12 protein-coding genes are annotated in these 14,962 nt (G+C 41.6%); all 12 read left to right on the forward strand.

Annotated features, from left to right (window positions below; translation table 11 throughout):
* Positions 1-435 precede the first annotated feature (435 nt).
* The 12 genes from FSB76_RS19890 to FSB76_RS19945 all read left to right on the forward strand — a co-directional run bounded on the left by FSB76_RS19890 (position 436) and on the right by FSB76_RS19945 (position 14,917).
* On the forward strand, positions 436-1,209 hold the full coding sequence (locus FSB76_RS19890) for a WecB/TagA/CpsF family glycosyltransferase (protein ID WP_147056387.1): 774 nt from the start codon (positions 436-438) through the stop codon (positions 1,207-1,209).
* Positions 1,206-2,321, forward strand: a complete 1,116-nt coding sequence (gmd, locus tag FSB76_RS19895) for a GDP-mannose 4,6-dehydratase (protein ID WP_147056389.1) — start codon at positions 1,206-1,208, stop codon at positions 2,319-2,321. Before FSB76_RS19890 ends, gmd begins: the two co-directional genes overlap by 4 nt.
* A 5-nt stretch (positions 2,322-2,326) precedes the next feature.
* Entirely contained in the window at positions 2,327-3,271 is a 945-nt protein-coding gene (locus tag FSB76_RS19900) for a GDP-L-fucose synthase family protein (RefSeq protein WP_147056391.1), read from the forward strand.
* Positions 3,272-3,870: 599 nt separating this feature from the next.
* Complete coding sequence (locus FSB76_RS19905) at positions 3,871-4,974, forward strand: sialidase family protein (protein ID WP_158642942.1); 1,104 nt, start codon at positions 3,871-3,873, stop codon at positions 4,972-4,974.
* A gap of 287 nt (positions 4,975-5,261) precedes the next feature.
* Positions 5,262-5,816 (forward strand): dTDP-4-dehydrorhamnose 3,5-epimerase, encoded by a 555-nt coding sequence (gene rfbC / locus FSB76_RS19910; protein ID WP_147056395.1) that lies wholly within the window; start codon positions 5,262-5,264, stop codon positions 5,814-5,816.
* Positions 5,817-5,846: 30 nt separating this feature from the next.
* The gene (gene rfbD, locus FSB76_RS19915) at positions 5,847-6,722 is read left to right on the forward strand and encodes a dTDP-4-dehydrorhamnose reductase (RefSeq protein ID WP_225976548.1); all 876 of its coding nucleotides are present in this window, start codon (positions 5,847-5,849) and stop codon (positions 6,720-6,722) included.
* A 19-nt stretch (positions 6,723-6,741) separates the two neighbouring features.
* Complete coding sequence (gene rfbA / locus FSB76_RS19920; RefSeq protein WP_147056399.1) at positions 6,742-7,602, forward strand: glucose-1-phosphate thymidylyltransferase RfbA; 861 nt, start codon at positions 6,742-6,744, stop codon at positions 7,600-7,602.
* Between the two features lie 149 nt (positions 7,603-7,751).
* The gene (gene lhgO, locus FSB76_RS19925) at positions 7,752-8,969 is read left to right on the forward strand and encodes an L-2-hydroxyglutarate oxidase (protein ID WP_147056401.1); all 1,218 of its coding nucleotides are present in this window, start codon (positions 7,752-7,754) and stop codon (positions 8,967-8,969) included.
* A gap of 156 nt (positions 8,970-9,125) precedes the next feature.
* Complete coding sequence (locus FSB76_RS19930; RefSeq protein WP_147056403.1) at positions 9,126-11,024, forward strand: DUF1800 domain-containing protein; 1,899 nt, start codon at positions 9,126-9,128, stop codon at positions 11,022-11,024.
* Between the two features lie 21 nt (positions 11,025-11,045).
* The gene (locus tag FSB76_RS19935; RefSeq protein ID WP_147056405.1) at positions 11,046-12,320 is read left to right on the forward strand and encodes a DUF1501 domain-containing protein; all 1,275 of its coding nucleotides are present in this window, start codon (positions 11,046-11,048) and stop codon (positions 12,318-12,320) included.
* 192 nt (positions 12,321-12,512) lie between these two features.
* Positions 12,513-13,598 carry a mannose-1-phosphate guanylyltransferase gene (locus tag FSB76_RS19940; RefSeq protein WP_147056407.1) on the forward strand — a complete coding sequence of 362 codons (1,086 nt, stop codon included), beginning with the start codon at positions 12,513-12,515 and terminating at the stop codon, positions 13,596-13,598.
* Between the two features lie 107 nt (positions 13,599-13,705).
* Positions 13,706-14,917 (forward strand): IS4 family transposase, encoded by a 1,212-nt coding sequence (locus tag FSB76_RS19945; RefSeq protein ID WP_147052667.1) that lies wholly within the window; start codon positions 13,706-13,708, stop codon positions 14,915-14,917.
* The last annotated feature ends 45 nt before the right edge of the window (positions 14,918-14,962 follow it).

A 14,962-nucleotide genomic window follows, 5' to 3' on the forward strand; every position in this document is an offset into this window, starting at 1 on the left:
AAACCGATATCTGCCCTGTAAAAGGCCAGCCATTTTTTTAATGTTAAACCTTCCTAACAGCGGAAGGTTTATTTTTTTTATGAAATTTTGATAAATAAAACCTTTTTTTTGAAAATTAACATATTTAATCTTAGATTTACTGTCGAAATGTTAAATTTAAATCTTGCAATATTCTTTAAAAGCATGTATTTCGAATTAATGGTAAAAGATATATCAACGAAATGAAAAATGCAGAGTTATTTGATATGCGTTACGCCATTTGTCATTATGAATTCGCCGTGCAAAACATAGTAACTTGCCTGCAATGCATCAGTATAAAAAATCGCAAACCGCTAAATCTTAAATATACTTTGGCTTTTTAATTACAGAATACTTTAGTTTTGGATAAAATCTTATTATAAAGAGTTAGTAATACCTAAATGTTAAATAAGCAGAATGACCTCAAATAAGAGATTCTTGATATCAATACCTATTTCTAAAGGCACTTATAAAGAGTGCATTAAGTCGATAGTTGAGCTGGGCACAAAAAAAGTTTCATCTTATGTATGTGTAGCAAACGTGCATATGCTTGTAGAGGCTCATCAGGATACTGATTTTGCAAATGTTGTTAAAAACGCAGATATAATTACTCCCGATGGAATGCCCTTAGCAAAGGCAATAAAATCTTTATATGGAATAAAGCAGGAGCGCATTGCCGGGATGGATTTACTGCCTGACTTATTAAAAAAAGCTGAACAAGACAATTTAGGCGTGTATTTTTACGGTGGCACTACAGAAATGCTCGATAACACGAAATCTTACCTAAGTATTAATTATCCGGCGTTAAGAATTTCGGGCGTTTACTCCCCGCCGTTCCGAAGCTTGTCGGCCAAGGAGGAAGCTGAAGTGGCAAAAAAAATCAATGACGCGGCCCCTTCAATAGTATTTGTTGTACTTGGATGCCCGAAACAAGAAAAATGGATGAGTGCTATGAAGGGTAAAATTGATGCAGTTATGATAGGAGTTGGAGGTGCCCTGCCAGTTTTAGTAGGTATGCAAAAACGTGCCCCTGGATGGATGCAAAAGAATAGTTTAGAGTGGCTTTTTCGTTTATGTCAAGAGCCTAATCGTCTGTTCAAAAGGTATTTTGTAACGAACACTATTTTTTTAATTTTATATTATAGGGCATTATTAAATAAATTTCTCAATAAATCATACTACAATTCATGAAAAAAGTTGCATTAATAACAGGTATTACCGGACAAGACGGAGCTTATCTTACAGAGTTACTTTTATCAAAAGACTACGAAGTCCATGGTATAAAACGACGTAGTTCTTTATTTAATACTGATAGAATCGATCACCTATATCAGGACCCCCACGAAACAAATATAAATCTGACCTTGCATTATGGTGATCTGAGTGACTCAACCAATCTTATTCGAATAATTCAACAGGTGCAACCAGATGAAATTTATAACCTGGGTGCTATGTCGCATGTTAAAGTAAGCTTTGATACCCCGGAATATACCGCAAATGCAGATGGAATAGGCACCCTGCGGTTATTGGAAGCCATCAGGATATTAGGCTTGGAGAAGAAAACAAAAATATACCAGGCATCTACATCTGAGTTGTATGGTTTGGTTCAGGCTGTTCCACAATCAGAAACCACGCCTTTTTATCCCCGTTCACCTTACGCAGTAGCAAAAATGTATGCTTATTGGATAACAGTGAACTATCGCGAGGCTTATGGCATTTACGCTTGTAATGGTATATTATTTAACCATGAAAGCCCGCTACGGGGCGAAACATTTGTAACCCGCAAAATTACCCGTGCTACATCTAAAATAGCGATGGGATTACAAGATAAATTATACTTGGGTAACCTTGATGCGCAACGCGATTGGGGCCATGCCAAGGATTACGTAGAAGCTATGTATTTGATATTACAACAGGAAACCCCTACTGATTATGTAATTGCAACAGGCGTAACTACGCGCGTACGTGAATTTGTTAGAATGGCTTTTGCAGAAGTAGGTATAACAATCGAATTTAAAGGTGAAGGCGTTGATGAAAAAGGCTACGTGGTATCGTGCGATTCTCCAGATTTTCAGGTTGAAGTTGGTAAGGAAGTTGTGGCTGTCGACCCTAAATATTTCCGCCCGACAGAGGTTGAATTGCTGATAGGAGATCCTACAAAATCAAAAACTTTACTGGGTTGGACTCCTAAATATGATTTGAAAATGCTGGTGGAAGATATGATGGATGCTGATGTTAACCACTTCCGCAAAGAAAAATTACTAAAGGAATCGGGTTATACAATTAAAAACCAATTTGAATAACGCCAATGGAAAAAGACTCCAAGATATATATTGCAGGCCATCGTGGAATGGTAGGTTCGGCCATTCACAGGAAACTGTTGAAAGAAGGATTTACCAATTTTATAACCAGAACATCAGATGTACTCGATTTGCGTAATCAACAACAGGTAGCTGATTTTTTTGCGCAGGAAAAGCCCGATTATGTTTTTTTAGCAGCCGCAAAAGTTGGCGGGATTATAGCCAATAATACCTACCGTGCCGAGTTTTTGTATGATAATCTCCAAATTCAAAATAATATTATCCATAACTCCTATTTAAACGGAGTTAAAAAACTGATGTTTTTGGGTTCAAGTTGTATATATCCTAAAATGGCAGCCCAGCCGTTAAAAGAAGAATATCTTTTAACCGGTCCGCTTGAAGATACTAACGAGCCTTATGCAATAGCCAAAATAGCGGGCATAAAAATGTGTGATGCCTATCGTGCACAATACGGATGTAATTATATATCGGCGATGCCAACTAATTTATATGGCCTTAATGATAATTACCACCCTCAAAACTCACATGTTTTGCCAGCTTTAATACGTCGGTTTCACGAAGCCAAAGAACAAGACGCGCCAAGCGTTACTATTTGGGGTACAGGATCGCCTAAACGGGAGTTTTTATTTGCTGATGACCTGGCCGAGGCTTGTTTTTACCTGATGCAAAATTATAATGAACCCGGCCTGGTTAATATCGGTACAGGTGAAGATCTGTCGATTAAAGATTTGGCGTATTTGATTAAAGAAGTAATTGGTTATACCGGTGAAATAGTTTTTGATACGTCAAAACCCGATGGAACACCACGTAAATTAATGGATGTTACCAAGCTGAGTAAAGCCGGCTGGAAATATCACACCACGCTAAAGGAAGGTATTACATTTGCGTACCATGATTATTTAAGTAAGGGCGTATTTGTTACAGAGCGATAACTAACAATTTTTATTTTGATATCCCCCATACATGGCATTAGTTAATTATATCATAGCTTTAGCACATGATGAGGGGTATCAAATTATAATCGGTAGACGAAACGAAGCTGCATTAGCCGGGAAATCTATTGATTTTTGCAGTATTTGATATTTAATATGTTGTGATATCTGAGTTTGCTTTTTTAACTTTTGATTAAAGCCTTCCATATTCAATTTGCATTCCACGTTATCCGTTATAAAACCTAAACTATCATAATTTTCTATAAATAGAAGTCGATTCAGCTAAAAAAATGCCATTTTTCTCTCTATCAATTAAATTCTCAGTGTCTGTTTGACGGTGCGTGTTAACCTAACATTTATAATTTATTATTTATGATGTACAACCGGTTTTTTTGCTCCTGAAATAATATAGCAGCCCCCAAAAATATTATATTTACAAACAGGTGCTGGTTTGCAGCATCCCCTAATTAATGATTTTAACTATTATGTACAATAAGAGCCTACGCCTTTTAGTACTAACGGTATTGGGAACGATATGTACCGTTGGATGCAAAAAAACAACCCCGAAAATAGTCATAGATACTTCGGCGAGACCGCCAGTGACTTTAGAAACGGATACTACTTTAAAAATAGATACTGCAGTATCACTTATTGATACTGTTTTTCAAAATAGAATAAATGGTTACGCAGCCTATCGCGCACCTGTATTGTTAAACACGCAACAAGGTACATTGATCGCTTTTTGCGAAGGTAGAAAGATAGGCGGAGGAGATTCTGGCGAGGTTGATGTTGTTTTCAGGCGCTCTGTTGATAACGGCAAAACTTGGGGTGAACAGCGAGTAGCATTTCATGACGGAAAAAATGCTTGCGACAATCCGTCGGTTGTTCAGGACCAAACCACAGGTACTATTTGGCTGGTGATGTCGCAAAATTTAAATAAGGATTTCGAAGATTCTATAATTGCCACAAAAAATACACATGGCCGCACTGTTTGGGTGGCAAGCAGCAACGATGATGGCGTTACCTGGACAATCCCTACCGAAATTACGCAAGCTGTTAAGGACCCTTCATGGCACTGGTATGCTACGGGCCCTGGAACAGGAATACAGTTAGCTCACGGCCCACACAAAGGCAGGCTAATTATTGGATGTGATCATTCCTTTTTTACAGATGCCGACAAATTCATGTACAGCTCTCATATTATTTACAGTGATGACCACGGAGTTAGCTGGCATGCAAGCGGAAATACAATAGCAAACACCAATGAATGTCAGCCGGTTGAAGTTTCTTCAAACAACAAGCAGTATAACGGCGAAATTTTGCTAAACAGCAGGTATTACGGAGGAGGATCTTTTCGGGCGCAATCCAACAGTTATGATGGCGGCATTACCTGGACAGCGTCCTTACCGGTACTTTCCCTCACCGATCCAATTTGCGAAGGAAGCATATATCGATATTCATGGAAAACGGATAGTACTGTCAGCTGTTTGTTATTCTCCAACTTAAACTCATTAGGATACCGCGTTAATTTAACACTCAAGATGAGCCTTGACGAGGGACGGACCTGGCAGCTTTTGAAAGTGTTGCATAAGGGGCCCGCAGGTTATTCCAGCCTAAGTGTAATAAACAAAAAAACTGTCGCCTGCCTTTACGAGTCGGGCACGGTTGACCCTTATGAAACTATAGTTTTTGTGCGGCTATAGTTATAGTCATTGCGGGCGATAAAGACAAATCCCTAAATTGCCTATATTGGTTGATAAATTAATCCATGCTTTCTGTTTCAGGAGGCATGGATTAATAATGCTATTTAGCTGCGTGCTGAAAACTATTTGACCGGTTGCTTTGTTGACTTTTGAGCAAGAACTTCCCGACTATTGTTGGTCTTGGCAACAAAATTATGTTAAATAACGTTATAAGTGGGGCCTATTGCAGTTATTACCATAATCAATACTCAATTAACAAATAATAGTAAAACCATTACACGCATTTTATGACAATTGTCCCAACCCTACTCGAGGGATGTATAGTGATTACCCCAAGAATATTTAATGATGATCGGGGATATTTTTTTGAATCGTACAATGAACAAAATTTCAATAAAGCACTGGGCTACCAGGCTAATTTTGTTCAGGATAATCAATCTTATTCAACCAAAGGTGTACTCAGGGGGCTACATCTTCAAAAAGGCGAACATGCACAGGCAAAATTGGTAAGAGTAACAAAAGGAGAGGTATTGGATGTTGCTGTTGATCTGAGAACCGGATCACCTACCTACGGGCAACACTTTTCGGTAAAGCTATCCGAAGAAAATAATCAACAACTTTTTATTCCCAGGGGATTTGCACATGGCTTTATTGTTTTGAGCGATGTGGCAGTTTTTCAATACAAATGCGATAATTATTATAACAAAACCGCCGAAGGTGGTTTACATTATGCAGATCCGGAATTGAATATTGATTGGGGTATGTCGGCAACTGAACTGTTGGTGTCTGAAAAAGACCTGGAGCTGCCATTTTTAAAAGATGCAGGCGATCTGGGTTTTTAATAATTACATTTATCCCCGATAATTAAGATTATAAGTTTCGATATGCAAAATATAGTGGTGTTTGGTGCTTCGGGTCAGCTGGGGCAATGTTTAAAAAAGGTGGCCGCCCTTAAAGGTATAACTTCGATATTTTTCCTCCCGGAATCTGAGGCTAATATTCTTGATGCCGATTTGCTGAACCAGATATTTGAACGATATAAACCTACTCACGTCATTAATTGTGCGGCTTACACTGCGGTAGATAAAGCGGAGGACGATATTGACCTTGCCCGTAAAATCAACAAAACCGGAGCCGAAAATTTGGCAATCCAATGTAAGGCGTATGGCGCAGCATTAGTACAGGTATCAACTGATTTTGTGTTTAAAGGGGATAAACCCAATCCACTGGTTGAGGACGATATTGCTGAACCGATAAGCATTTATGGCCTTACGAAATTAGAAGGCGAACAGGATGTTGCCGCTATATTGCCGGCGCACTACATTATCCGCACCAGTTGGTTGTACTCTGAATTTGCCAATAATTTTGTTAAAACAATGCTTAAGCTTGGTGCAGAAAGGGACGAGTTAAAGATTATTGCCGACCAGGTAGGCACGCCAACCTATGGTATCGATCTGGCGGGCGCGATATTGGATATCATTACTTCTGGTACAGATAATTATGGTATTTATCATTACAGCAATGAGGGTGTAACGTCCTGGTATGATTTTGCCAAAGGCATATTTGATATATCAAACACGCAGGTAAAAACCAACCCGATACGTACAAGTGAATATCCTACCAGGGCAGCAAGGCCTGCTTTTTCTGTAATGGATAAATCCAAAATAAAAAAAACATTTGGCATCAGTATTCCGTATTGGCGTGATAGTTTGATAGTTTGTATTAAAGCGCTTGAATCTGTACAATAAAAATCTAACCGATACTCATATGAAAGGAATTATCCTGGCAGGCGGTTCCGGAACCCGCCTATATCCAATTACCAAAGCTATAAGTAAGCAGTTGATGCCTATTTATGATAAACCAATGATTTATTATCCCTTATCGGTATTGATGCTGGCCGGGATAAATGAGATATTAATTATAACTACGCCCGAAGATCAGCCAGGCTTTGTACGCTTGCTGGGCGACGGAAGCGAGCTTGGCTGCCGCTTTGAATTTGCTGTACAGGAAGTACCGAACGGCCTCGCCCAGGCTTTTGTAATTGGAGCCGATTTTATTGGCACTGATAAAGTAGCTTTGGTACTTGGTGATAATATATTTTACGGATCGGGCTTTAGCACATTGATGCAAAGTTTTAATGACGTAAAGGGGGCCGCAATATTTGCCTACCCCGTTGCCGATCCTGAGCGTTATGGTGTAGTTGAATTTGATAAAAATTTTAAAGCTGTTTCGATAGAAGAGAAGCCATTGAAGCCTAAATCATCCTACGCGGTTCCCGGCCTTTATTTTTACGATAACCAGGTAGTTGAAATAGCCAAAAATATCCCGGCTTCGCCAAGAGGCGAATTTGAGATTACAGATGTTAACCGTGTGTATCTTGAAAAAGAGCAATTGCATGTTGGCGTCATGGATAGGGGTACCGCATGGCTTGATACAGGTACTTTTGATTCATTGAGCGATGCCACTGAATTTGTACGTGTAATTGAAAAACGACAGGCAACCAAAATAGGCTGTATAGAAGAGGTTGCTTACCGCATGGGATTCATCAATTACGAAAGCCTGCAGGCTTTAGCTCAAAAGTATATTAAAAGTGGTTACGGCAAGTATATTCAAAGCATACAACAATAGTATCAAGGAACCTAAAATTATACAGAGCTTTATAAAAATGAAAACGGATTGACTTGCGTCAGCCCGTTTTTTTTTATTTTTGGGTTGCTTTAAAAGCGGTAAGTATTACTAATATCAATGCTGTTAGGGTTACGTAGCGTAAACAAACTATGGAAAATTTATATGACCTCGTTATCGTAGGTGGTGGCATAGTAGGTATGGCAACAGCCTATAAAATCAATACCCGCAACCCGGATAAAAAAATCCTGGTGCTGGAGAAGGAAGGCGAGGTAGCCGCCCACCAAACGGGCCATAATTCGGGAGTTATACACTCAGGTATTTATTATAAGCCTAATTCGTACAAAGCTAAATTATGTGTAGATGGCCGCCGGGAACTGGTTGCGTTCGCAAAAGAGCATAATGTACCTCATGACATTTGCGGAAAAATCATTGTCGCCACTAAACAATCCGAGTTGGCCCATATGAACAAGGTTTTTAATAATGGCCTCGCCAACGGTGTAGAGGGGATTGAATGTATTAACAGTGCGCAGATTAAAGAAATTGAACCTTATTGCGAAGGGATTGAAGGCATCTGGGTGCCTTGTACCGGAATCATCGGCTTTGCTGCTGTTACCCGTAAATACCGCGAACTGTTTGAGGCCAAATTCTCCCAAAGCAAGGTGCTTACCAATTGTGCTGCTACAGCATTTGAACACCATGCTGGCTATACTACTGTAGTTGCCAGTAAAGGCACCTTTAATACAAAATATTTGATAACTGCCGGTGGCTTGCAGGCCGATAGACTGGCAGCCGGCGCAGGTGCACCAAGCGAGGCCCATATAGTTGGTTTCAGGGGCGATTATTTTGATTTGACCGAGCAAGGGAAAAGCAAAGTGAAGAATCTCATTTATCCGGTTCCAAACCCTGAGTTCCCTTTCCTCGGGGTACATTTTACCAGGATGATTGACGGTACCGTAGAGTGCGGCCCCAACGCCGTATTTGTATTTAAGCGCGAAGGATATGGTAAAACAGATTTCTCTTTAGGCGATACTATCGAAGCTTTAAAATTTAAAGGCACCTGGAATCTGTTTACAAAACACTGGCGTTTTGGGCTTGATGAGTACCGGCGCGCCTTTTCAAAAAAACGTTTTTTAACCGGTCTGCAACAGCTTATTCCCAGCCTTACTATGGACGATTTGCAGCCCGGCCGCGCCGGCGTAAGGGCAATGGCCATATCTGCCGAAGGCGAAACTCTCGATGATTTTAAAATTGAGGCCAAGGATAATATGCTGCATGTTATCAACGCCCCATCACCGGCGGCAACAGCATCGTTAGCTATTGGCAATGCAATTGCCGATATGGCTGCCATTCAGTTTGGTTTTTATTAGTATTTTCAAAACCTCAATAAAAAGCGGGCAAACTATTTGCGTGTTTTTGAGTTTTTATAATTCCTGCACATATTTGTTACAAAGTCCTGTTACATTTGGATTAAACTATCCCTGCTCATCTTGGTCATAGAATTGTAAACGAAAAATAATTCATTCATGAAATCATTAAAAGGGTTGATGCTGCCATTGTTTGTGCTCATTGGCGGTTTGCTGTTTTTTTCGTCGTTTTATAGCCGCGATAATCCAAACGAGATTCATAAATTCCCGTATAAGCAAGCCGGCTTAAGTAAAAATCAGGCAGCGGCACATTTACTAAGCCGCTTTACTTATGGTGCTACGCCAGGTCAGGTTGAAGCCGTTGTCCGCGAGGGTTTGGAAAAATGGTTTAGCGAGCAATTGGATGCTGAACTACCCGACGATTCCCTTAGCCAGGTGCTGGAGAGCTTTGATGCACTTAAGTTAAGCAATAGCCAAATTGTTGATACCTATCCGCGGCCAGGTATTGTAGCACGGCGGGCTGTAAAAGATGGGGTTATTAATAAAGATTCGATTCAAAGCAACAAGCCTGAGTATAAAAAGATGCTGCAGGACTACATGGTAAAAAGCGGCATGAAACCACAGCAGGAGTTGTTCAGGCAGTTTATACATCAAAAAATATTAAGGGCAGCTTATACAAATAACCAGTTGCAAGAGGTGATGACTAGTTTTTGGTTTAACCATTTCAATGTATCCATCACTAAAAATGAATGCGCCCAGTTTATTCCTGATTATGAGCGCGATGTTATCAGGCCCAACGCATTGGGTAAGTTTAATGATTTGTTATTAGCCACAGCCAAATCGCCGGCTATGTTATATTACCTGGATAATTTTAGCAGCGCATCTGCCCTGCCGGAGAAGCCTAAAATGACACTCAAATTGGTGTTTGCCGATACAACTAAGCAAGCCATGGCGCTTAACAAGTTAAAAAAAGCAAGGCAGCAACGTGGCCTTAATGAAAACTACGCCCGCGAAGTAATGGAACTGCATACGCTGGGTGTTGATGGCGGATACAGCCAGCAGGATGTTACCCAGGCTGCTAAGGTGCTTACAGGCTGGTCGGTATACCCTATGGGCGATTATAGCAAGGGAAACGACATCATATCAAAAGTTATAGATAAAGGCATTATTGCTGATGGAATGGTGCACGACGGCGACTTTTTATTCACCCCGGGTCGGCATGATAACGGTGAGAAGGTTGTATTAGGCCGGCATTTTGGGCCCAACGGCGGTTACGATGAAGGTGTACAATTATTGAATATGCTGGCACATCACCCATCTACAGCAAAATTTATATCGCGTAAGCTGGCGGTAAGGTTTGTGAGCGATGCACCGCCACAAAGTTTAATTGATAAAATGGCCAAAACCTTTTTAAACAGTGATGGCAATATTAAACAGGTATTAATTACGATGGTATCTGCGCCGGAGTTTTGGTCGGCATCAGCCTTGCGCGAGAAAACAAAATCGCCGTTTGAGCTTGCCATAAATACCGTGCGTAGCTTAAATGCTCAGGTAACACAGCCCTACCAGTTATATACCTGGATAAACCGCATGGGCGAAAAAGTATACTATTACCAGGCGCCAACCGGTTTTCCGGATAAAGGCCAGTATTGGATCAATACAGGCGCTTTACTTAGCCGGATGAATTTCGGGCTGGCTTTTGCCACTGGACGGATACCGGGGATTACATTCGATTTGTTAAAATTAAACAAAGGCCACGAGCCCGAAAGCAGCCAGGCGGCACTTGTTGCCTACAGCAAACTTATTATGCCCGAACGGCCGCTGGATAACACCATAAAACAACTAACCCCAATGCTCAATGATCCGCAGCTGGTGGTAAAGGTAGATAAGGCAAGCAATATTAACACGCCGCCGGTTAAAGATGCCTTATCAATGGTAGGCGACACTATGGGTAAAAAAGCCAGGGTACAAGTAATGCCTAAGCCCGACGAAGCAAAATCAATGATGGCCCAGGTAGTAGGTATTATCATCGGATCGCCGGAATACCAAAGACGTTAATTGGATAAATTGCAAAAGATTATGTTATCAAGACGAGGATTTTTAAAAACAGGTGGGCTTGCGCTTTTTGGCGTTGGGCTTATGGGCGGTATCCCGGCATTTATAGCCGAAGCTGCCGCGCAGGATAAGATAATAGCCCCTTATAAAAAAGGCAAAACGCTGGTGTGCATTTTTCAGCGTGGCGCTATGGATGGGCTGATGGCCGTAACTCCGTTTACCGATCAATACCTTAAGGAGGCCCGTCCCGGCTTATTTATGGATGCAGCCAAAACAGATAACAACAATCCACTTATAGATCTGGATGGCAGGTTTGGATTACATCCCGCTATGAAAGCTTTTGAACCTATGTTTCGCGAAAAAAGGCTGGGCATAGTGCATGGTATCGGCTCGCCAAATAATACCCGCTCACATTTTGATGCGCAGGATTATATGGAAAGCGGTACTCCTTTTAATAAAGGTACCGCCAGTGGCTGGCTTAACCGTGCGGTTGGCCTGTTAGGACATGATGCACTTACGCCTTTTACGGCGGTAAGCTTAACATCGGCTATGCCCCGGTCTTTTTATGGCGATAACCCGGCTGTTGCCATCAGCAATCTGCAGGATTTTGCTTTGCAAATGCGCGGCAACCCGGCAGGCACCAACCTGGCCGCAAAAAGCTTTGAGGAGCTTTATGACAGAACCGCTCCTGGTTTATTAAAAGATACTGGCAAAGAAAGTTTTGATGCCTTAAAAATGCTGCAAAAGGCTAATATTAAAAATTATATACCGGCCAACGGAGCAGTTTATCCAAACTCGGCCTTAGGCAATTCTTTAAAGCAAATTGCGCAGCTGATAAAAATGAATGTGGGTATGGAGGTAGCTTTTGCCGAATCAAACGGTTGGGATACGCACTTTAACCAGGGAACAGGGAATGGCATATTTGCCCGTAATGTAGCCGACCTGAGTAATAGCATGATGGCTTTTTGGACAGATATAGGCAGCACCTACCAGGATGATGTAACAGTAATGACGATGACCGAGTTTGGCCGTACTGTTCATCAAAACGGTACTGGTGGTACCGACCATGGCCGCGCATCATGCAACTTTATTTTAGGCAACGGTGTAAACGGGGGCCTGGTGCATGGCAGCATGCAGCCACTTGCTGCAGAGAACCTTGAAGATGGCCGCGACCTTGCGGTTACAACCGATTTCAGGAATGTGTTTAGCGAGGTGGCCGATAAGCACCTCAGGATCAGCAATGATAAAATTCTTTTTCCCGATTTCACTGCCAAACCAATAGGAGTGTTTAAAGCCTGATAATTACGCCTTATTTTATAAAGTAGTCCCGGCTGTTAATGTGGCCGGGACTTTTGTGCTTAATAATGAGTAGTTTAATTGTTAAATAATTTATAATGAAACTACTTGTTTGTTGAATTGTTAATGTATTTTAGTGCTCAAAGTTGCTAATTTTCGATTATGATATATTCAGCTTAATTCTTAAAATTACACATGAACAAAAACTACTATGCCATCATCATGGCAGGCGGAATAGGTAGCCGTTTTTGGCCTATAAGCCGCACATCGCATCCTAAACAATTCATTGATATTCTTGGAACCGGCAAAACCCTGATACAAAATACTTATGAACGCTTTTTAAAAGTTTGTCCTAAAGAAAATATTTATGTTGTAACTAACGAAAGTTACACCAAACTTGTAAAAACGCAGCTTCCGGATATGGAAGACCAGCAAATACTTACCGAGCCGGTTATGCGCAATACCGCCCCTTGCGTGGCTTACGGATGTTTTAAGATAGAAAGCCTTAATCCTGACGCGGCCATTGTTGTGGCTCCCTCCGATCAGCAAATATTAGATGAAGATGCTTTTGTAACAGCCATCATTAAATCGTTAGAAACCGCCACCGCTAACAATTGCCTGGTAACTCTTGGCATCAAACCGTCAAGGCCGGATACCGGCTATGGTTATATTCAATACACTGATAACACCATAAATTCAGACTTCCACAAGGTGAAAACTTTTACTGAAAAGCCAACACTTGATATAGCAAAAACTTTTATCCAAAGCGGCGACTTTTTATGGAACGCAGGTATTTTTGTATGGTCGGCCAAGGAGATTGTAAAAGCTTTTGATACTTTTTTGCCCGAAATGCATGAGATTTTTGCCGATGCGAGGCCGGTTTATAATACAGATGACGAAAAAGCCCATATACACAAAGCTTATCAGCAATGTGTTAACATATCCATTGACTATGGGATTATGGAAAAAGCCAATAATGTGTATGTATTGCCATCAGAATTTGGATGGAGTGACCTGGGCACGTGGGCGTCTATCTATGACCTTGCCGAGAAGGATTACGTTGGCAACGCAGTAATCCCTTCAGAAAAAGTGATCATGTACGATTCATCAAACTGTATGGTAAACGTACCTGGCGAAAAACTCGTGATTTTAAAGGGGCTGCATGATTTTATCGTAGTTGAATCCAACAATACCCTGATGATTTGCCCGAGAAGTGAGGAGCAAAATGTGAAACAGATTGTTGCCGACGTGAAGAGCAAGTTTGGAGCGAAGTATATTTAGGGTCTCAGATGTGCACATTTGAAATCACTGTTGTCCGGGGAAATAAAAAAGGAGGCATAACCTCCTTTTAAAAGAGTAGCTTTAGTTACCACACCAAACTATTCTTTATGCCCAAAGATAATTTTTTTAGCGGACAGCCGGTATTCGCACAATTGCTTAGTTTGATCCCCCGCCATATTGTTTCAAAGCAAAGCCAAAAGTATTCTGCCGATAGGTATTGTAAGTCATTCATGAGTTACGACCACTTGGTCACGATGCTCTACCAAGGCTTTTTCCAATGCCTTTCCCTGCGTGAATTGGTTACGGGGTTACAGGCGAACCGAAGCAGGCTTCTCCATCTGGGGTTGACCAATACCCCACGCAGGAGCACGCTGTCGGATGCCAATAGCAGGCGCCCGGCTGATTTCTTCGCGGCGGCCTATCATCAACTGTACAGATATTTCTACGGAAGTTTACCGGACAGCCGCCCTTCGCTTAAGAAGCTTTTCATTATCGATTCGACCACGATCTCCCTTTTCTCGAATATTATGGGCGGTGCAGGTATGTCGAAAAGCAATGGCAAAAGGAAAGGCGGGATAAAAGCCCACGTAATGATCGATGCGGAACATAATTTGCCCTGTTTTACCTTACTTACGGAAGCCAGGCACCACGACCTTGTATTCCTGCAGGAAGTACAGGTACCGCCAGGCTCTATAGTCGTCTTTGACCGGGCTTATACCAATTATAAACAATTCGAGGCGTGGGGCGCACAGGGCATTGCCTGGGTTACCCGGCAGAAGAATGATGCAAACTACCAGTTGTTGTCCGAATCCCCTGTTTCTACCTATTCATCCGAACAGGGGGTAATAGCTGACCAGTCCCTGCTGCTTGGACGGCATAGCAACAGGCGCAAAGTATCCCTTATCCGGGCCCGCAGGGTCGTTTTTAAGGACCCTGCCACCCAGAAAGAGCTCGCGTTCATTACCAACGAGCCCACTCTTGCGCCCGAACAGATCGCTGCTTTGTATAAAAAACGGTGGCAGATAGAATTACTGTTCAAACGCATCAAGCAGCGATACCCGTTGAGGTACTTTTTGGGGGATAATGTCAATGCTATCCAAATACAGGTCTGGTCTATGCTGATATGCGACCTCCTTGTCCAGATCGTCCTTTCCCAAGTCAACAAAGCCGGTAAACGGAAATGGTCTTACGCTAACTTAGCAGCTATGGTCAAGCATCACCTGATGACCTATATCAACCTGATGGCTTTCCTTTTTGACCCAGAGAAAGCCTTGTTAAACTACAAGCCGCCTGAACCAACTGCGGCTACGCTTTTCTAAAGGGCCTTGATTTTTGAATTACCACTTAAAACTGCCTTTATTTAA

This window comes from Mucilaginibacter ginsenosidivorax (assembly GCF_007971525.1).
GTDB lineage: Bacteria > Bacteroidota > Bacteroidia > Sphingobacteriales > Sphingobacteriaceae > Mucilaginibacter > Mucilaginibacter ginsenosidivorax.